24 protein-coding genes are annotated in these 21,341 nt (G+C 41.3%); 8 read left to right on the top strand and 16 right to left on the bottom strand.

What is annotated here, in order from left to right; translation table 11 throughout:
- Positions 1–11: 11 nt before the first annotated feature.
- The 4 genes from asnB to G476_RS0106460 form a co-directional block, all read right to left on the bottom strand.
- The gene (gene asnB / locus G476_RS0106475) at positions 12–1,856 is read right to left on the bottom strand and encodes an asparagine synthase (glutamine-hydrolyzing) (protein ID WP_026689376.1); all 1,845 of its coding nucleotides are present in this window, start codon (positions 1,854–1,856) and stop codon (positions 12–14) included.
- A gap of 257 nt (positions 1,857–2,113) precedes the next feature.
- On the bottom strand, positions 2,114–3,100 hold the full coding sequence (locus G476_RS0106470; RefSeq protein WP_026689375.1) for a class I SAM-dependent methyltransferase: 987 nt from the start codon (positions 3,098–3,100) through the stop codon (positions 2,114–2,116).
- 161 nt (positions 3,101–3,261) lie between these two features.
- Positions 3,262–3,732: a low molecular weight protein-tyrosine-phosphatase gene (locus tag G476_RS0106465; protein ID WP_026689374.1), complete on the bottom strand. Its 471-nt coding sequence runs from the start codon at positions 3,730–3,732 to the stop codon at positions 3,262–3,264.
- Positions 3,733–3,975: 243 nt separating this feature from the next.
- On the bottom strand, positions 3,976–4,269 hold the full coding sequence (locus G476_RS0106460; protein WP_026689373.1) for a hypothetical protein: 294 nt from the start codon (positions 4,267–4,269) through the stop codon (positions 3,976–3,978).
- A 210-nt stretch (positions 4,270–4,479) separates the two neighbouring features.
- Here G476_RS0106460 and G476_RS0106455 point away from each other — a divergent pair, with 210 nt between their 5' ends.
- The gene (locus tag G476_RS0106455) at positions 4,480–4,791 is read left to right on the top strand and encodes a YolD-like family protein (protein ID WP_026689372.1); all 312 of its coding nucleotides are present in this window, start codon (positions 4,480–4,482) and stop codon (positions 4,789–4,791) included.
- Positions 4,792–4,840: 49 nt separating this feature from the next.
- Here the strand turns inward: G476_RS0106455 and G476_RS0106450 are convergent, their stop codons facing one another.
- Both G476_RS0106450 and G476_RS0106445 read right to left on the bottom strand, forming a co-directional pair.
- Positions 4,841–6,103, bottom strand: a complete 1,263-nt coding sequence (locus G476_RS0106450; RefSeq protein WP_026689371.1) for a Y-family DNA polymerase — start codon at positions 6,101–6,103, stop codon at positions 4,841–4,843.
- Positions 6,104–6,227: 124 nt separating this feature from the next.
- Positions 6,228–7,019, bottom strand: a complete 792-nt coding sequence (locus G476_RS0106445) for an SDR family NAD(P)-dependent oxidoreductase (RefSeq protein ID WP_026689370.1) — start codon at positions 7,017–7,019, stop codon at positions 6,228–6,230.
- A 168-nt stretch (positions 7,020–7,187) separates the two neighbouring features.
- On the opposite strand from G476_RS0106445, the gene G476_RS0106440 reads away from it, so the two are divergent.
- The 4 genes from G476_RS0106440 (at position 7,188) to G476_RS0106425 (ending at position 10,174) form a co-directional block, all read left to right on the top strand.
- On the top strand, positions 7,188–8,012 hold the full coding sequence (locus tag G476_RS0106440; protein WP_026689369.1) for an ion transporter: 825 nt from the start codon (positions 7,188–7,190) through the stop codon (positions 8,010–8,012).
- A gap of 298 nt (positions 8,013–8,310) precedes the next feature.
- Positions 8,311–8,616, top strand: coding sequence for a MerR family transcriptional regulator (locus G476_RS0106435; RefSeq protein WP_026689368.1), 306 nt, complete (start codon positions 8,311–8,313; stop codon positions 8,614–8,616).
- 153 nt (positions 8,617–8,769) lie between these two features.
- Complete coding sequence (locus G476_RS21390; RefSeq protein WP_245579639.1) at positions 8,770–9,636, top strand: divergent polysaccharide deacetylase family protein; 867 nt, start codon at positions 8,770–8,772, stop codon at positions 9,634–9,636.
- Positions 9,605–10,174: a GNAT family N-acetyltransferase gene (locus tag G476_RS0106425; protein WP_035186184.1), complete on the top strand. Its 570-nt coding sequence runs from the start codon at positions 9,605–9,607 to the stop codon at positions 10,172–10,174. The genes G476_RS21390 and G476_RS0106425 overlap by 32 nt, the downstream gene beginning before the upstream one ends.
- A gap of 46 nt (positions 10,175–10,220) precedes the next feature.
- Here the strand turns inward: G476_RS0106425 and G476_RS0106420 are convergent, their stop codons facing one another.
- Both G476_RS0106420 and G476_RS21385 read right to left on the bottom strand, forming a co-directional pair.
- On the bottom strand, positions 10,221–11,849 hold the full coding sequence (locus G476_RS0106420) for a M20/M25/M40 family metallo-hydrolase (RefSeq protein WP_026689366.1): 1,629 nt from the start codon (positions 11,847–11,849) through the stop codon (positions 10,221–10,223).
- A gap of 49 nt (positions 11,850–11,898) precedes the next feature.
- Positions 11,899–12,165 (bottom strand): hypothetical protein, encoded by a 267-nt coding sequence (locus G476_RS21385; protein WP_051314683.1) that lies wholly within the window; start codon positions 12,163–12,165, stop codon positions 11,899–11,901.
- A gap of 250 nt (positions 12,166–12,415) precedes the next feature.
- Between G476_RS21385 and cbpB the strand changes: the two genes are divergently transcribed.
- Positions 12,416–12,865 (top strand): cyclic-di-AMP-binding protein CbpB, encoded by a 450-nt coding sequence (cbpB, locus tag G476_RS0106410; protein WP_026689365.1) that lies wholly within the window; start codon positions 12,416–12,418, stop codon positions 12,863–12,865.
- 35 nt (positions 12,866–12,900) lie between these two features.
- Here the strand turns inward: cbpB and G476_RS0106405 are convergent, their stop codons facing one another.
- Complete coding sequence (locus tag G476_RS0106405) at positions 12,901–13,281, bottom strand: DUF2512 family protein (protein ID WP_026689364.1); 381 nt, start codon at positions 13,279–13,281, stop codon at positions 12,901–12,903.
- Positions 13,282–13,455: 174 nt separating this feature from the next.
- Between G476_RS0106405 and namA the strand changes: the two genes are divergently transcribed.
- Positions 13,456–14,469 carry an NADPH dehydrogenase NamA gene (namA, locus tag G476_RS0106400; RefSeq protein ID WP_026689363.1) on the top strand — a complete coding sequence of 338 codons (1,014 nt, stop codon included), beginning with the start codon at positions 13,456–13,458 and terminating at the stop codon, positions 14,467–14,469.
- Positions 14,470–14,566: 97 nt separating this feature from the next.
- Here the strand turns inward: namA and G476_RS22820 are convergent, their stop codons facing one another.
- The 7 genes from G476_RS22820 to G476_RS0106365 form a co-directional block, all read right to left on the bottom strand.
- Positions 14,567–14,998, bottom strand: coding sequence for an SRPBCC family protein (locus tag G476_RS22820; RefSeq protein ID WP_051314682.1), 432 nt, complete (start codon positions 14,996–14,998; stop codon positions 14,567–14,569).
- A 239-nt stretch (positions 14,999–15,237) separates the two neighbouring features.
- A complete protein-coding gene (locus G476_RS0106390; RefSeq protein ID WP_026689362.1) occupies positions 15,238–15,678 on the bottom strand; it encodes a YaaR family protein in 441 nt (146 codons plus the stop codon).
- Between the two features lie 82 nt (positions 15,679–15,760).
- Complete coding sequence (locus G476_RS0106385; protein WP_026689361.1) at positions 15,761–16,567, bottom strand: flagellin N-terminal helical domain-containing protein; 807 nt, start codon at positions 16,565–16,567, stop codon at positions 15,761–15,763.
- Positions 16,568–16,582: 15 nt separating this feature from the next.
- Positions 16,583–16,999, bottom strand: a complete 417-nt coding sequence (gene fliS / locus G476_RS0106380; RefSeq protein ID WP_051314681.1) for a flagellar export chaperone FliS — start codon at positions 16,997–16,999, stop codon at positions 16,583–16,585.
- A gap of 52 nt (positions 17,000–17,051) precedes the next feature.
- Positions 17,052–17,324 (bottom strand): EscU/YscU/HrcU family type III secretion system export apparatus switch protein, encoded by a 273-nt coding sequence (locus G476_RS0106375; protein ID WP_425387211.1) that lies wholly within the window; start codon positions 17,322–17,324, stop codon positions 17,052–17,054.
- A gap of 23 nt (positions 17,325–17,347) precedes the next feature.
- Positions 17,348–19,582 carry a hypothetical protein gene (locus tag G476_RS0106370; protein ID WP_026689358.1) on the bottom strand — a complete coding sequence of 745 codons (2,235 nt, stop codon included), beginning with the start codon at positions 19,580–19,582 and terminating at the stop codon, positions 17,348–17,350.
- A 105-nt stretch (positions 19,583–19,687) separates the two neighbouring features.
- Positions 19,688–20,968 (bottom strand): DNA polymerase IV, encoded by a 1,281-nt coding sequence (locus tag G476_RS0106365; RefSeq protein WP_026689357.1) that lies wholly within the window; start codon positions 20,966–20,968, stop codon positions 19,688–19,690.
- Between the two features lie 172 nt (positions 20,969–21,140).
- On the opposite strand from G476_RS0106365, the gene G476_RS0106360 reads away from it, so the two are divergent.
- Positions 21,141–21,341 carry a hypothetical protein gene (locus G476_RS0106360; RefSeq protein WP_026689356.1) on the top strand — a complete coding sequence of 67 codons (201 nt, stop codon included), beginning with the start codon at positions 21,141–21,143 and terminating at the stop codon, positions 21,339–21,341.

Raw genomic sequence — 21,341 nt, 5'->3', positions numbered from 1 at the left:
AAAAACAGGCGTTAACGTAATTTCACTTTTGCAGTTGTAAGCCAATGATGGAACTGCCAAATATGAGCGATCAATTGAGGGCCACTCATCAATTGACCGAAATAAGGTGTTTTAAATGACGACCCTTTAGTAGTAACAAGTTCTTGAATTTTTTTCTTGTCAAAAAGGTCGAATAGCGTGGAGTCCCCTTCGTCAATCACACGTTGGAGAGCCGTTGTCACTTTTTCTGTATAAACAGGGTGGTGGGTTTTAGGATATGGACTTTTCTTGCGGTATAAAATCTCGTGAGGAAGAACGCCTTCCAATGCCTTTCGCAAGATCCCTTTCTCTCTCCCACCGTACATTTTCATATCCCAAGGAATGTTCCATACATACTCGACTAGTCTGTGATCCGCAAATGGGACCCTTACTTCCAGACTCGCTGCCATACTCATCCGATCTTTTCTGTCCAATAAGGTTGTCATAAACCACGTCATATTCAAGTAAAATAAGGCGCGTCTCTTTTGTTCCAACTCTGTCTCAGCGTCAAGTAAAGGCGTTTCTTTTACGGTATCTGTGTATCTTTTTTCTACATACTCGTTAAGGTGGAGCCTTTGATTCCATTCTGGCCTCAACAGCTCCTGACGCTCTTGTACGGACCTCATCCATGGAAAGCTTTCTCTTTTAATCGTTTCTTCATCATGAAACCATGGATATCCGCCGAAGATTTCATCAGCGCATTCTCCTGAAAGTCCGACGGTTACATCGTTCTTGATTTGTTCGCTAAACCAAAGTAGTGACGAGTCGATATCTGCCATCCCGGGAAAGTCCCTCGCGACTGTAGCCGGTGCCAAGTAATCAAAGAGGACATCATTATTGATTACACATCCATGATGGTTCGAGCCTAAGAACTCAGACATCTTCTTGATCCAAGGAGCATCTGGGTTGGGCTGGAACTTACTTGCCTTAAAGTATTTGTCGTTTTCCTCGTAGTCAATGGAATAGGTACTGAGCGTGCCCCTTCCTTGTTTTTTAAAGTAGGTTGCAGCCAACGCTGTAAGAGCGCTGGAATCAACTCCGCCTGACAAAAAGGTGCATACAGGCACATCGGCCACGAGTTGTCTTTCCACCGTATCCGTCAACAACCAGCGGATTTGTTCGGCTGTTTCATCTGCTGTTTGGATATGCTTTTCACTTTTAACTTGCCAATAACGATTCACACGCAAACCTTCTCGACTGATTTTCAAAAAATGGGCAGGCCTTAATTCCTTCATACCTTTGTAAACCCCATGCCCCGGCGTCCGTGACGGACACAGGGCAAGTAATTCCTGCAAGCCGTCTTCATCTATTTCAGCTGTAATTTCAGGGTGAGCAAGAATGGCTTTAGGTTCTGAACCGAACATGATTCCTGTTTTATGCTCAAGGTAAAACAGTGGCTTAACACCAAGTCTGTCTCTCCCCAAAAACAATTGCTCTTTCTTTTCATCCCAAATGGCAAAAGCGAAAATGCCATTGAACTTTTCTACACACTGTTCACCCCACTCGATAAAAGCGGTTAAAAGGACTTCCGTATCCGAGTGAGATAAAAAGGTATACCCTCTCTTTTGCAAGTCCGAACGAATATCTTCGGTATTATACAACTCTCCGTTATAACAAACGGTGTACGTATTGTCATTTTTGGTGCGGCTCATCGGTTGGAGACCGCCTTTCGGGTCGACAACGATCAATCTTGTATGACCGAATCCTGCATGCCCTTTGGCCCAAACTTCTGATGCATCAGGACCTCGTTTTGACAAGGTTTGTGCCATCTTTTTGAGTGTGCTTTCTTCGTTTTCGATCGGCCGTTTGAAATCCACCCATCCGGTAATTCCACACATGTCGCTCCCTCTCTTTCATGTCACTTTATACAATCTCTAACACATCGTATTCACTACAATGAAAGAGGGTGCCCACAACGTAAAAAAGGTGTCTGTGTAGGCTCGCTTCTCATATTACTTTTTAAACAACATTTTGTTCGTAAAAGATGTAGAGCGCAAAAAAAAGAGCGTCACCCTAAAAGGTAATTCACATGAAAGAAAGTAGTATATTACCAAAAAAAAACGCTGAAGCGATTTTGATTGCTTCAGCATTTCCATTATTTCTTTTCAAGACCGATTAAATACCATCCGCCTTCTTTTATGATCGGTTTACTCATTTTCACTTTTAATCCTGCTTTTTTCGCATACTCTTCAATTTCCTTTTCTGAAGGTAAAGGATACAGGTTTTCATGTGCTGACATGAACGTGTTAAAAGCAGCGGCGAATGTTTGACCATGTTTCGCTTCTGTTAAAGGAGAGATAACTGTAATCGTTCCTTTTTCATTTAGAAGGTTAGCCACGTCCAAAAACAACGTTTCTCTTTCGTCCGGGTGATAATAATACAGCAAGTTATGAAGCATCACCATGTCAACCTTTTCACCTTTATCTATATAATTCCTTAAATCATCATGCACAATTGTAATTCCATCATCTTTTACTTTTTCTTGTGCTTCTTTTGCTACTTCTTCACTGATTTCAACACCTGTAAGAGTAACGGAATCATTCGTTTCTCTGATTTTTTTCAAATACCCTCCATACCCGCAACCCAAGTCAACGATATGGTTCGGTTTGTACTTCCCGACCCACTTCATCATAGGTGGTACAGAAGCTTTTTCTAATAAAGCTGAAGTCTCTGCCACTACGTTTGCAAACTTGTCCTCCAAGTATGAAATTTGCTCGTTTTTTTGCATAAGGTCTGGATACTGCATCAAAGTTGGTATGTGTAATTCCATCATTTCACGAAGTAAAATTCCTACTGAGTCTTTACTTTTCGCCGAAACGTACTTTAGCATTTTTTGCTTCGGTTTTATTTTACCTGTAAGGGTCTTTTTCAAGTGGCCTACTTCCAGTCCAACTTCAACCCATCGAAGAAGCAATTGACCGTTTAACTCTTCTTTTTCTGCTACTTCCTGTACTTTTTCCCCTCCGGCGAAGCTGTCGAACAAATCCAATTTATAGCCTACGTGAGCATGCCACGTCGTAAGAAAGCTTTCATTGCTTTTCATCCAATTTCGCGCTTGCCAAAATTTTTGTATTTCTTTCATCCATTGCTCACTCCATTCTTCTTCCAATTCATGTAATCGCTTTTCCCTGTTTAAATCAGAGTTAAACAACAGAAGAATGGCTAGTAATTTTGGTATTCCGTTTTCTATGAGCGGGTACCCGTCTTTGGACCTGAACCTACATGAGCCTTTCTTTGTTACATTTACAATCCCTCTTTTTCACGAATGTGAGCAAGTAACCTTTCGCAACCTTCATCCACCAACTCGTATACATAATCAAAATTCCCTGTAAAGTACGGATCCGGCACATCGTCCTCTTTTCCATCTTCAACAAAATCAAGGAGTCGGGCAATTTCTCCCGATTTTTTTAATCCTTTCATCCGAGTGAGGTTCCCTACGTTTTCTGCATCCATTCCAATAATATAGTCATACATCTCTAAGTCTTCTTCTTTCACTTGACGAGCCCTTAATCCCTCGGACGAGATGTTCTTTTCCTTCAAAATCCCTTGTGTTCCTTCGTGTGGTGGGTTTCCTTCGTGCCAATCCCCTGTCCCTGCTGAATCTACTTCGATTTGATTTTCAAGTCCATCCCCCTTTAACTTTTCCTTGAAAATGGCTTCTGCCATCGGAGATCTGCAAATGTTACCAAGACATACAAACAATACTTTAACCACCGAAGATCCTCTCCTTTTTCTTAACGTTTTCCTCATTATAGCCTATATACACTTGATAATAAAAAGCTTCCTGAATGAAATGCTATTATGTTCATGATCGAATATTTTTTTGAGCCATCTATTCTTTGTCGTGCCACTTATTTCTAATTTTATCCAAATCCCCACTTCCAATCAAACCTATAAAAAAGCATAAAAAAGCTGCAACCGTATTTTTCACTTCCGGTTGCAGCTTTATGTGTATGTTTAGCCTACAAGAGCTTCTTTCTTTATGAATAGTTCCGGGTGTTCTGTGCGAATTTTGTCCAACACAGGTGCTACATCCCCTTTAACGGAATATGTGAACAGCTGTTTTAATGAGCCACCGTGTTTCTCTTCCAACACTTCCACTCTCTCTTCCGGCTCACATTCTTTTTGCGTAAACGTTCTCCCATACCCTTCACATTCGTTATTTTCATAACGCTCGTAAACGACAAAAATGCCTTCTTTCGTTTCTGCTTCCATCATCTGTGCGGACGCTACCAGATCTCGTACGATCATCGAGACTTTCCCTTCTTTCTTTACCTAGGTTTCGAACTCTTAATTTGTGAATTTAATCACAGACTAAAAATTCTCACCACCTACTATACACGTTTTTCTTCTGATTTTCTTCCCTTTTTATAAAAAAAGAATGACAAATTTTATCCTCTTGTCTTCTCTTGTCCTCTCCGTTAAAATAAGAACAAGTGTTCGTAAAAAGGAGGATTGTTTATGTTTCAGGATCGCGGAGTAATAAAGTGGACTTCCATGATGCTTCCCGAACATGTAAGAGAGCTGAAAAGGTTGAAGGAGGAGTATGAAAAAGACACGATACCCACTCTTGATCCCCAAACCTTAGAGGAATGGAATCTCACCCTTAAATCGGCCCAAGCAAAAGGCCTCGCTGTGTTGGTCACGTATGTAAAAGAGGACCGTAAACAATCTACCATCGGAGTCGTACGCAGGTTTGACCGCAACCATCTTTATCTTTCAAGCGGGTCCCTACGGTTCGATTCAATTTTACACATTGAAAATGAAGGGTAGATTAAATAGCATAAAAGAAGAATGACTTAGGAGTTGTGTCATCCTTCTTTTATGCCTTATGGCCGCCAACAAGGGTATTCCGGTGTCTGGCTGTGCCTCCTTCTGTGTAAGAAACGGCCCGTAAAAGAGCATTAGGGCCGTACTTTTTACGAATGTCGTCCATCGCATAGCCGAGCGCTCTTTTTTTTGGTCGATCCGTTTCAAACAGATTAAGCTGAACAGAATCATCGGAATAGACGTTTGAGATGGATACATTCAGCTTCCGGACCGTACTCCCGTCATAAAACCTGTCCATAAGCTTGATACATGCGTCATATACTTCCATCGTAATGTTAGTCGGATCGGGAATTGTCAGTTGACGATAAAATCCTCCTCCTTTTTCATCTTTGCTGTACCCCATACCCAGGCTAATGGTTTGACCTACCCGTTTTTCTCTTCTTGCTCTTGCAGCTACTTCTTCACACATCTCAAGTAAGACTCGTTTAATCTCCGTCTTATCGGTGTAGTCCCTCAACAAAATTTGCCCTTTCGCGTAGCTGACTTGACCGGATAAAATTGGGGCTCCAAGCTCCGACATGTCTACTCCATTTGCATGATAATACAGTTGGTTCCCCATCACGCCAAATGCCTTTTCAAGCTTATGAAGAGAATAGTTTGCCAATTGTCCCACGGTAAAAATCCCCATGTTGTGCAACCTCTTCTCTACCCGACTACCAATTCCCCACATTTTTTGAAGAGGTGTAACGGGCCACAGCTTCTGTTCTACATCTTCATAAGTCCACTTGGCAACACCTCTTTTTTTTGCCTCCAAATCGAGGCACAGCTTTGACAACAACATATTATCTCCAATGCCAATCGCGCATGCGAGACCAAATTGCCGGTGCAAATCATTTCGAATCGCTTCTGCCAGTTCCCATTCGCTCCCCCAAAGCCTGGATGTACCGCCTACGTCAAGGAAGCTTTCATCTACGCTGTATGTATGGATGGCTTCCATTGGAACATAGCGATGAAAAAGGTCGGTAACCTGAACGGAAATATGAAGGTATGTGGCCATGGAAGCATTCACGATATGAATTTTGGGATGATCGGGAATTTCAAAAAGACGGTTCCCTGTTTTGATACCGAAATCCGCTTTTAGTGGTGGCGTGGCTGCAAGAACGACACTTCCACTTCGATTCGTATCACCAACCACGGCTAAATGAGTAGAAAGAGGATCGTACCCTAAAGCAACAGCCGCACAGCTTGCATAGAAGCTTTTCATATCAATGCAAAAAATAGTCCGTTTCGGCAAAGACATTACATCCACATCCATTTTCATTCCTCCCTAATAATAAGAACAAACGTTCGCTATAGTGTATGTTTATTATAGGGGAATATACGTTCTGTTTTCAACAGTAAAAATCACCCAAAAGATTGTTTCTTTTGGGTGATTTTAATCATTTTTTTCGAAACTGACTAGCTGCAACTTTTTCCATTAAGCTTGGGAAGACTTGATATAACCTGGTTCCCACATTCATCCATGCAGGTAAATTGAGCTCTCGCTTCGGCTTGTCAATCAATTGTAATGTTTTCGATGCAACAACGTGCGCCTCAAGCATATACTTAGCTACATTTTTTTCATACTCCCCAGACTCATCTGCTCTAGAGAAGAAATCCGTTTTGACAGGTCCGGGATTCACTGTACTCACTTGAACGCGAGTACCTTCAAGTTCCATTCGCAAACTATTGGCAAAAGCTAATACAGCGTGTTTAGTTGCAGCATAGGCACTTGATTTCGGGGTCGCAATCTTCCCCGCTTGAGAGGCCACGTGGATAATGTGCCCTTCACCTACCTCTTTCATATGAGGCAAAACGGCCTGTGTACATGCCACAAGTCCGAACACATTGACTTCAAACATCTCTTTTACGTCTGACATTTTGGCATCCTCGAACATGTCGAATTTACCGAATCCCGCATTGTTAATGAGCACATCCACAGAACCGACCGTTTGATAAATAGCTTGGAATGTTTCTTTGACCGCTCTTTCATCACTTACATCAAGCTCATATACATAGGGTGAAATGCCAGTTTCCTTTTTAATATCTGAAGCGGCTTTTAACAGTTTCCCATAGGATCGGGCTAGCATAACCGGCATGCCACCCTTCTTTGCCACTTGCCTTGCCATTTCGAGGCCTAGTCCGCCAGAGGCCCCTGTTACGACTACAATACGTTCATCCCAAGACTTCATCTTTACCACCACTTTCTCATTCAATACCACCCCATATTATAGCCGATTCTTTGTACGTTCGTCTAAAACAATTCTCGAAAACATAAAGGAAAGCTTTCATCTTCAATGGTATTTTAGTAGAATGATAGAGGATTATTTCGTAAGTGATTTTTTTGAGGAGAGAATAGAATGTCAAAACCGATGCCCCCATGGAAACAAAAGCTTGATACGTTAGTGGAACATAAATATTTCACAGCTGTCATTATTACCTTTATTTTAATTAACGCCATTGTCGTTGGTCTGGAAACGTATCCGCACCTTTACGCCGAATATGGTGACACATTTTTAACGATCGATCGAATACTATTATACATCTTCACAGTCGAGATCATTCTTCGCCTTTTAGCTGCACGATCACTAGGGACGTTTTTCAAAGGTGGTTGGAACTGGTTTGACCTAATTATCGTTTTAAGTGGTCATATCCTTGCCGGTGCATACTTTGTGACCGTACTAAGAATTCTTAGGGTGTTAAGGGTATTTCGAGCCATTTCGGTTATCCCCTCCCTTCGAAGACTAGTTGACGCCTTGCTACTTACCATTCCGGCTTTAGGTAACATTCTTTTATTGATGAGTATCATCTTCTATATTTTTGCCGTAATCGGGACAATGTTGTTCCAAAACGTATCTCCTGAGTATTTCGGGTCGCTGCAGCTTTCTTTACTCACCCTATTTCAGGTAGTCACCCTTGAATCTTGGGCCAGCCAAGTCATGAGACCGATCTTTGAGGAACTTCCATGGTCATGGGTTTATTTCGTCTCATTCGTTTTAGTAGGAACATTTGTCGTGTTTAACCTCTTTATCGGAGTTATCGTAAACAACGTTGAGAAAGCGGAAGCTGCTGATGAAGAAGAGATTGATGAAACGAAAGAAGAAGTAAAAGAGCTACGAAAAGAAGTTCGAGAGCTAAAAGACTTACTAAAACAAAGCTTGGATAACAACAAAAAAAGTGGTTAATGGATCGAGCAAGGACAAACGTGTCCTTGCTTTTTCTATATCTCCTTACGGGGAGTTAAGGAAAGGTAAAGTTCCACCTTTCCATTTCGGGCGCTGGCTCCTTCCGATGTGCGCAGGTAAGGAAAATCGCCTTACCTGCTTTAAGACATACACCGGATCGCTCAGCGCTTCGGGAGTTAAGGAAAGGTAAAGTTCCACCTTTCCTTAACTCCCTTGTTAGATTTCCTTACATAACCCAGTCAATTTTTATTATTCCTGCTATAATAATTACAAAGCTTGGGGCAAGGGAAGGGATAAGATGAACGCGTACAAGGAAAAGAAAGTCATAAGCATCGGCGTTGTTAGTGAGTTAACAGGCTTATCCGAACGTCAAATCCGTTATTATGAACAGCGGAAGCTTATCAGCCCCGAACGTTCAAAGGGTGGCACAAGAAAGTATTCTTTTATGGATGTCGAACGGCTTGTGGACATCGCCAATAAAATGGAAGACGGTATGCAGACGTTCGAAATCCGCAAGTTGGAGAAACAACGTGAAAATCGAGAGCAGATCAAAAAGAAAATGCTTCGCGGTCAGCTCAATACCGCCTTCCCCAACCAGAGATAAAGCGCCTAGATGGTGCTTTTTTTCATTTTTCCCATAAGATTTATTGATCAAGGGAATGAAGAAGTTTTTAAATAAGTATATCTCCTTATCTCGGCTATACTATAAAAACGCATGCCTCTATGTTTTTATTAAGCCAAGTAAGGAGTATGAAACATGAGTAAAATGACTTTACACCGAACCACCTTTCTTGCTATTATCATTTGCCTCGGGGTCTTTTTTACTGCCCTTCCTCATCCATCATTTGCAACCCAGATGGAAAAGGAAGAGGCAAAGATCGCCATTATCATTGACGATTTTGGCGGAAATACAGGCGGTGTGTATCGTTTTTTAAAAGCTGACATCCCAATTACCGTTGCTGTAATGCCTTTCTTGGAAGAATCCACCGAACAAGCAAAAAGAGCCCACGAACTTGGATTCGAAGTGATTGTTCATATGCCTCTTGAACCGAAAAGAGGAAAGGCCTCTTGGCTCGGACCACTTCCGATTACCTCAGACCTTTCCACCGATGAAGTGAAAAAACGTGTTCAACTGGCCATTGATGACGTTCCTCATGCAAAAGGCCTGAACAACCATATGGGATCAAACATCGTCGGGAACGAACGAATTATGAGAGCCATTCTTGAGGTAGCCAAGGATAATAACCTTTTCATTATCGATAGTGGGACAAGCGGTGACTCGGTGATACCACAACTGGCAGAGGAAATGAAGCTACGATACGGTGTTCGGGACACGTTTCTTGATGACAGCCAGTCCTCAAGAAACCACGTATATAATCAGATGGTCAAACTATGTAACCAAGCACAAAAAAACGGAGAAGCCATCGGGATCGGGCATGTAGGAATTAAAGGAACAGATACCTTCAACGGAATTTCCGATGCGCTAACGTATTTAAAAGACCAAAACGTCCATATCGTTCCGGTCTCAGAGTTAATTCCCACCGCGCTGGAGATAGACCCGGGAAAGTTTTGGCAGCATGGAGGAGAAAAAGATGATACAAAACAAAGAGCTAAATTCCGATGAGATTACATTTACAGCTAAAGATGGAACAGAAGTGACGCTTCGTCAGGCAAGAAAAACGGATGCCTTTGACATTATTACGAATGTAGAAAAAATCATACAAAAAGGACGCTACATACAAAAAGAGCGCGTTCGCACCATTGAAGAAGAACAAACTTTCATTCAAGAGATGACAGACAAAAACAACATGTACACCGTTGTTGAAATTGATGGACACGTATACGGAATTGCTCGACTAATTAGAGGCGATTTAAACATGAAGCGACATACGGCTCTCTTTCGTACATGGCTCACAGAAGAAGCCCAGGGCAAGGGACTCGGCAAAAAAATAATGGAATACACCCTTGATTGGGCAAAACAAAATGGTTTGTATAAAGTATGTCTCACTGTTTTTGCACAAAATACAGTGGCAAAAAAGCTATACGAACGTTACGGATTTGTCACAGAAGGAGTACAGAAAGACCAGGTGTTTGTTGACGGGGAATACGACGATGAGGTCTCGATGGCTCATTTTATTGACGAAAATCGATCCAGAGATTAACTAGAACAAAAGGCCGTACTTTAACAGGACGGCCTTTTGTTATGCCTTATTCTTCGTTAAAAACCGCTTTAATCCCTTCCTCCAACACTTTTGGAAATTTGCCGAAGGAATAGGTAACTTGAAGTCGCTCCGTCCAACTATGAGCTCCTTTTCCCATCGGTCCAAAGTTCATTAAAGGCATGTTCAGCTCTTCCATCGCCACTAGAGGCAAATCGTACTTCACTTCCCACAAAGGCATATTATCTAACATCATCTTCAACGAGTCTCGTTTGTTTGGTAGCTGCAAATAACTTAAGTCCGACAGACCCGGAAAGTATGGCAAGTCAATGACTTCATTTCCACTTACCCTCTCAGCATCTCCTTTGACCTTCTTCGCGATCCTGTCAACTAAAGGGTGATCGACAGATTCAACTGCCGGATAAAAAGGTGGTGCGTAAAACAACACGATCATCGGAGCCAAGTCTTTACAAAAACCGGCAATATGATGAACCGTTTGGATGGTTACCTCTCGATCGTCCTGTTTACTTTCATTAGCCTGGATAAAGGAAACTTGTCGTTCTACTTCTTTTTCCCCCACTTGGGCAACAGCGTGCTTCCACAATTCCTCATACGTTAAAATTCGAATGTTTTTCTTTTCAGGTTCATAATCATGTCTTTTGGCAAAAGCACGTTCTCTTTCAACATAAGCCTGAATAATATTGTTCGCCGCATTTTGCGCCACATCCAATAATTCTGTTGTGATGTCGTTCATGTTCTTCTTCATGAAGAGGAGATTAAATAACACAACTGCCGTATGGGGAATTTGTGTTGAATAATCCGTTTTCAAGTCTTTTTGAATCAAACTAGTAGGAGGTGGTGTTTGTTGATTGCCAGTTTGTTCCGTTAGGTTCGGGTTTAATTCAAAGGCATCGCTTAAATAAGAGGTCATGAAATTCCCGTTTAATCCTGAAAAAGGCTCAGCAACGTGAGCTTCTTCACCGTAACAGTAAAACCCTGGCAGCACTTTTCCTAATGAGCCTCGATAAACATACAATGATTCATCTCCCGGATATCCAGAAAAGACAGGCTCTGTATTCCACGCCATAAGGTATGTAAGATCATGATCCTTACGAATATCTAAAAGCTTCTCTGCAGCTGCACGCATGCCTGTTGAATTGGCTTCTTCATCAGGAACCGCAAGCATGAGCAGGTTACCATCAAAAGCCCCATCACAGGCTTTTTCAATCATACTCATACAAAGCGCTATTCCAGCTTTCATATCCATTACGCCTCTCCCAAAGAGCCACTCTTCTCCCTTTTCCAAATCATTTTGGACATCCATAGGAAGGTGTTCTTTTTGGGCAATCATTTGTTCTGTTAACTCTCGTGGTTTAAAAGCCAAGTGTTTCCATTCTCCGTAATCTTCAACATCAACCACATCTAAATGTCCCATCACAATCAACGTTTTCTTCGTTTTATTTTTGCTTTTCACCAAAGCAGAAACGAACTTCCGTCCGTCATTCGTATAGTGAGTTTGAAGGTGATGTTCATGCTTCTTAAAGTAATCAAGCCTTTTCAGCTGATAATCCACATACTCCATAATTCCGATTTCAGGTTCACTTCCAGATACGCTTCCATATTCACATAATGATATGGTTAAATCCTTTAATTGTTCTTTTGTCTGCCATTTCCCCATCTGATTCACCCCGATAAATAATCTATATCCTTATTGGGTTCGCTTCCCACTACCCTCTCTCCTTTTTTTTAGCCAAATTTTCGTTCGGAAAGTAATAAAGCTTGCCTTTGGGCTTTTTAACAATGGTCGTGATCACTCTGAACCCTTCCTTTTTTCTTTTCTCAACTGTTTGTTTTGAAACAGGACGCCTTCTTCCCCATTCAAGAGAATCAAGGTTATCCCACGTATCATGAGTGATGATCTCTTCTTTATAATAGTACTCATTGCCAGAAGGGTACTTCTGACATAAATACCGGACTGTTTGTTTGCTGTGCAATGCATTCACCTCGTTTGCAGTTCTTATCCCCTATCACTAGTATGGAACTCCAAACGCATGAATAAACAATGGACAAGCACCGTTCTTTAAATCATTCATAGTTTAAAATGTAAGCGTTTTCACAATGCGTTGACTTTTCCTCGTCTTACCACTAATATAGGAGTGGGAGAAAATAAAGACGTTTACTTTTATCCTTAATTTGGGTATTTGATACATGGTACAAATAAATTAAAGAAAGTGTGCTGCTAACATGCAAAACTTGCAAGAAGCTCATATTCTTCAACAACCGATTGAATCGTTCATTATCTCGGCAGAAGAAGTGGCTCACGTTCAACCGGATAACTCACTCGAACACGCGTTGCTTGTACTAGTAAAGTCAGGCTACACAGCGATTCCGGTACTCGACACAACATTTAAACTACGAGGGTTGATTAGTAAAGCACAAATCCTCGATTCAATTATTGGAATAGAAAAGATTGAACCGGATCGTCTCCACAAAACAACCGTCGCTGAAGTGATGAGTACGACCTTCGCATGCGTTAAGAAAGACGCTCCTTTTGAAAAAGCTTTGTCTTATTCCATTAACAATCCCTTTATCTGTGTTGAGGATGATCGCGGATCCTTTTTAGGCATCATTACCCGTAGTAAATTATTAGGTTACCTTAGCGGATACCTTCACGAACAAAAGAAAAAGAATTGATAAAAACAGCCCTGCTAAATTTTGCAGGGCTGTTTTTATTCGTATTGTAGATGTTCATCATCTTTATGATTTCCCCTACGTACAGGCGCAATCGCATAAGCGTGAATAAACCATTCTGCACAAGAAACGATCAATCCGTAAAACACCACTCCCGCAAAAACAGAGAAATAGATACCTGAAGTAAATAACAGCCAGGCTAACATGGATACACATACAATCAGACCATCCACAACGGCCGCTTGCCAGTTTCCCAAAAAGGAAAAAGCCAAATAATCGCTTAACACATACGTAACCATTGTCATTAATGCAGCAAACACAAATAAAAAGCCCGGGTCAAAGCCATAGAATGTAAACACTAGAAACAAAGCGGATAGCTGTGTAAACATTTTTAAGAAAAGGATTTTCCCATGCGTCATCTCATTGCCTCCAAGGGATTGATTTAGAAGGCACTGAAAAAATTTCATTTTACTTTTTCAATGCCTTCGAGATTTAACGTTAGTTTTTACGCTCCAAGCCTTCTTTATTCCACTGACTACCTGAACTATGGTAAAGTACATTTAGTAACTCGAAATAAACAGGAGGATTTCTAGATGACTGCATTGTTTTCACCATATACCATTAAAGATGTAACGATGAAAAACCGCATTGTTATGTCCCCTATGTGCATGTATTCCTGTGACAACGAAGATGGTCTTGTAAACGACTGGCATATGGTCCATTACACAAGCAGAGCCATTGGACAAGCCGGACTCATTATGACAGAAGCCACACCAGTGACTAGGCAAGGACAAATCTCCCCTCAAGACTTGGCCATTTGGAGTGACGATCATGTTGCAGGTCTAAAACAGTTAACGGATTCTATAAAAAAATACGGATCAAAAACAGCCATCCAACTTGGTCATGCAGGACGCAAAGCCATTTACGATGGGGATACCCTTGCCCCTTCTGCCATTCCGTTTGATGAAAATGCCAAGGTTCCTAAAGAAATGACAATTGAAGAGATAAAAGAAACGATCCGCGCCTTTAAAAAAGGGGCTATACGAGCAAAGGAAGCTAGTTTTGATATAATCGAACTCCATGGTGCTCACGGTTATTTAATCAGCCAATTCCTCTCTCCACTCTCAAACAAACGCGTGGATGAATATGGAGGCTCACTTGAAAACCGTTTTCGTTTCTTAAAAGAAACCATCATTGAAGTACAAGCAGTGTGGAGCGGACCTTTATTTGTTCGTATTTCAGCAGATGAATACCATGAAGATGGGAATAGCTTAAGCGACATGGTTACTTTCTCTTCTTGGATGAGAGAGCTTGGTGTAGATTTGGTTGATTGCAGTACCGGGGGAATTGTACGAACACCCATTGATGTTTATCCCGGATACCAAATTCGCCATGCAGAGACGATCAAAAAAGAAGCCGCCATTTCTACAGGAGCAGTTGGACTGATTACGACTGGATTACAAGCTGAAGAAATCATTAAAAACGACCGAGCCGATCTTGTGTTTATCGGGCGTGCCTTCTTACGTGATCCATTCTGGCCAAGAACGGCTGCAAAAGAGCTTGATGTTGAAATTGAAACCCCACGCCAATATAAACGTTCGTGGTAAAGTCGAATATAGCTTCAAGATAAACCGAGTGAAAAGGCTCGGTTTATCTTTTTTATTTGAATAAAGAGCGTTAAAGAGGCGTTAGTTAATTCGAGGTTTATAAGCGTCCCATCTTCCTGATTTGTCGTTTTCGGTCCATAAACATGCCATAGAGCATCACTTTAATAAACGGCGCAGGTATCCAAGAGCGAAAAGTAACCTCGTCAACCATCATTGTTTTATCACCTTTTGAATTAAAGCGGTGTGTATGAGACCACAACCTGAATGGGAACGGAACCTTTTCTCCTACATCAGTGAAGGACTCCTTTTCGTTTACATCAACGATTCTCCCCTGCCAGTTGAGGCGCATGATGATAAAGTTCAATTCCAAGAGAACTTTTGAGCCTTTTTTCACCTCATCATTACCACGTACAATGACTTTCGGAAACCCTGTTATCGTTGCCAAATTATTATTGTTGGAAAAGAATGCCCAAACCTCACCAATAGGTTGATCAATGACCGTTTTATATTCAAATTTCCCTGTAAACATGGGCGTCACTCATTTCCGTTTTGATAAATTTATTTTAGATTGAACGAAGAGAAATTGCCAATGTTACCAATAGACGGAGAATAGATTTAAATTCCAATTTTCGTGTATACACCTTATTCATTAAACTAAAATTGTTATGTACGGAAACTAGAACTATTCGCTCTAAAGGCAAAGTATTCGGATTTACTTTAAACACGTTCTTTATGTTCCAGCCCCTTTATCAAACAATCAATAATTTTTTACGCATAAATACTGACAAGAAGCCCTTTGATTTCACCTACTGAACTTAATACGTGCAACCCTTTTTTTTGTTCATTTAACACCGCATCAGTCAAATCAAGTAACTTCCGATCTACTTCACGAACAATTTTATAGACTTTGGTTCGCCCTCTTCTATTAAATCCCTGTCGCTCTTCCAAACTCAAACCAAGCTTCACAGCATCGTCCATAAACTCTTTTACAAGCGATTTATAAGCCCTCAATTCATCGATCGTCCTCGATTCTGCTAACGCTTTTCCTTGATCGTCAATCTTTGTTAGAAGCTGTTGTAATTTTTCGTATGCTTGGTTGTCCCGTCCTTTAGTCATCAACTCTCGAAAAGTCACTTTGGCATCTGTTCCCGTTTTTTTAGGCTCTGCCTTGCTTGTTGCGTTCATTCTGGCTACTCTTTGTATGTCCACACCTAATCCCCCACTTTGCTTATCTGTTTCTGATTATAAAGAAAACCCGTTGCTTTTCCAACAAGCAGCCGGGTTTTTCGGATTATTGTAGTAATTGAAGTACTCCTTGTGGTAACTGGTTAGCTTGAGCAAGCATAGCTGTGGCAGACTGGTTTAAAATATTGTTTCTTGTAAATTCCGTCATCTCTTTTGCCATATCCGCATCTCGAATACGGGATTCAGAGGATGTGAGGTTTTCGTGTGTGACTTGAAGGTTGTTAATGGTGTGCTCCAATCGGTTTTGAACGGCACCTAGCTCAGAGCGAAGATTGGAAATTTCATTAATAGCACGATCCAATTGAGAAATGGCTGCCTCTGCATCCGTTTCAACATTGATGTTATTAATGCCTAACGTATTCGTAGTCATTTCTTCAATCGATACGGACACCGTTTGGTCAGCATTCGGTCCAATTTGAAAAACCAAATCTTTAACTGAACCATCCAAAAGACTTTGAGTGTTAAACTCGGTTTTTTCTGATATGCTATCGATCTCTTCCTTCAGCTGATCGATCTCCTTTTGAATCTGCTCACGGTCCTCTGTTGTATTAGAATCATTGGCTCCTTGAACAGCCAATTCCCTCATTCGTTGTAGCATAGCATGAACTTCAGTAAGGGCTCCTTCAGCCGTTTGGATTAAGGAGATCCCGTCCAAGGCATTTCTTTCCGCTTGTTTAAGTCCTTTAATCTGAGATCGCATCTTTTCAGAAATAGCAAGGCCTGCCGCATCATCCGCTGCACGGTTAATTCGAAGTCCTGAAGATAACTTTTCCAAATTCTTTGACGTATTTGTTTGATTTTGAAACAAGTTTCGATATGCATTCAACGCTTGTATATTATTATTAATTTTCATTGTTTCACCTTTTCCTTAAGATTGATAGGTAGCCTGGCTCTCATATGCTTGAGTTTGTCTTTTGACCCGAATATGCTGATGGTCATCATTTGTTTCAATTGCTTCTTTCCATGCAATTGAAATGGACTCGATGATGGCTATCACTTCTATTATTTTATCAGAGTCTTTTGTAAGGTTAGCTTCAACGACTAAGCTAGAAGCATATTGATACAGGGTCTCTAGCTGATCAGCAATAATACCGGCTTCGTAGTTCAACCCCGCCCCAAGGCGTTCGAGAATGTTATTCGCCTTCTGTAAATGAAGGTTTGTGCTATGATAATCCGTTTTATTAGAGGAAGCTAACGCCTCTTCAAGATGATCAAGCAATGCCTCGTACAAAAGCGCTGTTATTTCCTGGGACGTTTTTCTATGTAGAGCTTCCTTACTAATCATTTTCATTCCCCTTTTTTCTTCTATTGGTTATATCGGTTTTTTAGGATTATTTTTAATAGGTCTGATCAATTTCTTCAATTAACAATAATATCTCCGCCATTACTGAATACAACTGGGGAGGAATCTGTTCACCTAAGTCAAGATCAAGAAGGTTTGCCAATAAATTCGCGTCCTCCTCCATTGGAATTCCGTGTTGCTTTGCTACTTCAATGATTTGACTGGCCACGTCACCCCGCCCTTGAGCAACTACAGATGGTGCACCGTCGTTCGATTCATCATATTGAATGACAGCGGCTAAAGGTCCCCTTACTCTTTTCTGATTCACTTGGTTAACATGCTTGGTTATCATCATACCTTTAAATCGAATCCTTTCCTCTTATCAGCAATCGCCTTTTCAGGTACCCGTTTTGGGCTTTCTTCTTCGCGTGTACGTGGCTGATAGGATATATTCCCTGCAATATATCCTACTTCTTCAAGGCGTTTTAAACATGCTTTTGTAATTGGCTCCAACTTTCTTTTGAAGTCAGGTAAATCATTCTCTAATATAAGATTGAGCGTTCGATTTGATACTTGAAGAGAAATGCCCACCTCACCAAGCTTCTTCGTCTCAATTAAAAAGTATAGGCGACAGTTTTCCCAATCTAATTGTTCGCTGTTTTGTTTTCTCCCATTGATAAACACTTGCAAGTTCTCGGATTGATTATGTAATAAAAGCGGTAGTTGAAGTAAAAAAGACTGCAGGTGGGCATGTTGGGAATCGCTTCTGGCAAGGAGTTGTTGACCTGTGGTATTCAGTAACGCCTGTTGCGCTTGGCTTCTTCCACTTTCTTCTTCTCCTTTAGCCAACTGCATCAATAAACCTTTTACGTTTCGTTGGCTCGCCTCTTCGATATTTCCTTTACCAGCAGCTAGAATACGAGCGATGTCCGCTTCCCTAGTTAAGCCTAGTTGCCTTAATCCCTCAAACACCGTTCTTCCTGACCCTTCATTTCTAGTCATCCCCCTCGCCGCTTCGTCGAGCTGTAAACTTGTGCGAGTATGAGTAGGTCGCTCGGCTTGCCACTCCCCTTGTCGCGAGGCAAAATGTTGAACTTTAGTATCCGAAGGCTTAAATTGGAGGCGGTCGATGATTTGAGAAACCTCATTTACAAGCTTCCTTGCTCCTTGATAATCACCTTTGGCAAGAAGTTGTTTAGCGCTCGTTAATTGACTGCTAGCCTCAAGCATTCTTCTCTCGGTCTTCATGTCTGAAAATAAAAGCCAGTCACTTCTCATAAGTGCTCTGTCCAAACTCTGAATCGTTGTCTCAATCATAGGTCTTACTTGAGGTTGACTTTGAGCTTTAAATGAAACGATAAGATGTTGAATACGGTCAAGTTGCTTTGAGACGTCTCTTTGCATTTGCTTAAAGTCATCGGTAGCTAAAGCCATTTTCTGTGTTACAGTTGTTACTACGTAATCTCGTGATGCAACCGGAAGCGTTTGAGCAAAAGCCTGATTGATATACTCTTGTGTTTTGACAGGGGGTGCTTGTTGAGAAGATTGTCCAATGGACACCGCTCGTTCCATCGTTTCTAAGAGCAATTGCCTTCCTTTAAGCTCACGGCCTCTGAATACAAGTTCTTCTGCTTCACTCACATTGGCAAGCAACACGCGCTTTTCATCCACCGTCATGGAAAGCGTGCTTAATACATCTCTCGCACGAATAAGATTTTCTTCCATGTTCGGTTCATTTACAATGCCGTTCAGGATTTGTTGTTGATTCGTTTGAGGTTCTGGCTTTTGTATAAGGTTTTTTAGTTGATCGAGCACCGGCAATGCTTGTGTTCCTCTCCCTTGATCAATAAGGGTTTCCATTCGCTGGATGAGTTCATTTGCTGTGCGTTGATGTTCTATTGGAACGTTCTGTTGTAATAGAAGCCGTTTAAGAGTAGCGATGGTGTCCGGATTTCGCGACTCATTTAGTTGCATTCGAAGCGAATCAAAAGGATCTCTTTCAAGGTCTACCGAAGCGCTTCTTTGGGCCGATGGTGAAATGGTGGATACTTGTTTGTGAAGAGACTGACCATGGAGGGCTTCGTGTACTGCTTGTAAATGGCTTTGTGTCGGTTCAAGCTGCCGATTCACCAATTGCCGCACAGTATCAAGACGGTTCTCCAACGTTTTAGGCCCTTTTTCTATATATTGCTTAAGGTCATTAACGGACTCTTTTGTAAGAGGCACGCCAGCTTGTACAAACCTCTCCGCCGCCTTTATCACTTCACTCGATTGACCGTTTATTAGATCTAATGTTCTATTAGATGGAACGGGGTCGCCACCACTCGATTGTCGAAGCGGTGCAGACACAACTCTTGCCTGGATACCTTCTTCGGATTTTCCTGTTACTTCTATTGATGTAATCGGTGACGTAGGTACACCTTTTTCAAATATCGCATGAATTTTTTGTCCTCTTATTGAAACGACCGCTTCACGGTCCGATTTCTTTTCTACTATTTTTGCTTCATATCGATCGCCTACATTTAAGGAAGCACTACGATCGCTCCCACCTAGCTGACTTGTTAACCCCTTCACTTGGACGTTCATGTTGTTCACCTCATTTATCCTTGTTTCTTATATCGGATAAACGGAAGCATTTTTAAACATTCAAATAACAAAAAAGATGACCCTTCCCATTGAAGTAGTCATCTTTTATTCATCTTTATCTTTAAACAGGTTTTCTCTAAGAAAGTCTTTTTCAAGGCTTGTTCCCCGTCTTTTTTGATCTCGTAGCTGGTCACTCCGGTCTTTCGAAAGTTGTACACCTTTTAAGAGCATGCTTTCTCCGAATTTATCACGGATGGAATCCACCGTCGTCGATAACTGGTGTTTTTTTTCATCTTCTTTATAGGAAAATAAATCAAGCTGTTTATAAGCGTACGATTTCTCTACAAGATCCATAGCCGTCACACCTAGAAGCCTTACTGGTTCTTGATTCCAATATTTATCGAAAAGGGCGGAAGATGCTTCAAAAAGATCTTGGTGAGAACGAACAGGGTATTCAAGCTTCCTACTCCTCGTTATTGTTTTCCGGTCATGATAACGAATGGTTAATTGAACATTCCATGCATATACTTCTTTTTTCCTCATTCTTCTTGCTACGGAATCGGCTAAATTCATTAAGACTTTCTTTACCTTGTGAACATCTGTCAGGTCTTTTGGCATCGTAGTAGAGTTCCCAATACTTTTAAATTCATTTACACTATCGGGGTCGACAAGGCGATTGTCAATTCCGTTTGCTTTCTCATATAATTTCAGCCCATGAATACCAAGTATTTGTTTTAAGTGTTCCGGGTTTGCTTTAGCCAGTTCGCCAATAGTATCAATTCCTGATTTATTGAGCTTTTCCGCTGTTTTTTCACCAATTCCATGCATTTCCTTTGTATTCATAGGCCAAAGAACGCGATTGATCTCACGTTTTCGTAACACGGTAATCCCCATTGGCTTTTTCATATCACTGGCCATTTTAGCTAAAAATTTGTTAGGTGCGATACCTATACTTGATGGGAGATTGAGTTCTTTTTTTAGCCTAGATTGAATGATTTCAGCCAATTGAATAGCGCTTGTGGAAGCAACTGCCTCCGTTATATCCATGTAGCCTTCATCAATGCTAACTGGTTCTACCAGTGGTGTATACTCATAGAGAATGCGAAACATTTCCTGGGAAGCCTTTCGATACCGGTCAAAATTCGGCTTTCTTACAACAAGGTCTGGGCAAAGCTTTTTAGCTTCCCACAAAGGCATTGGAGGTTTCACGCCTTTTCCCCGCGCTTCGTAACTGGCTGTTACAACAATGCCTCTTCTCTCTTCTATGTTTCCCGCAATCGCAACGGGCTTCCCTTTTAACGTTGGATCGTAGGCAGCTTCAACAGATGCATAGAAACTGTTCATATCCACGTGAAAGATAATTCGACCTCTTTTATGCTTACTCACTGCCTTTCACCTCACATTCTCCATCATGAATGGATGGATCGAAAAAATCAAATTGAGCAACTCGGTGGTGGAATAAAATGCCTTTAGGGGATGATTGTGGGTGAGTGGGTTTCATAAACCATAAAGTATGTTATCATTGTAGTAACCCCACATAGAAAGGTGGTCACCATTTATGACGGAATGCATCCGAAACCAGACCATCTACGATTCTGTTCTTTACTTGATTACGGAAACTGTGGCCCTCTACGCGGAAAACGAATGGCCTTCCCCTTCTATAGAGCAACTTTCAGATACGATAGGTTATTCACAGGAGATCATTTTAGAGTCACTTGAATTTGGAGAATTAATAGAGCCAGCTGGACTCCTTCAATAA

The organism is Alteribacter aurantiacus DSM 18675 (genome assembly GCF_000429705.1).
In the GTDB taxonomy this organism is placed as follows: domain Bacteria; phylum Bacillota; class Bacilli; order Bacillales; family Salisediminibacteriaceae; genus Alteribacter; species Alteribacter aurantiacus.
The sequence above is the reverse complement of the archived record's forward strand: the minus strand, read 5'-3'. Positions and strand labels throughout refer to the sequence as shown.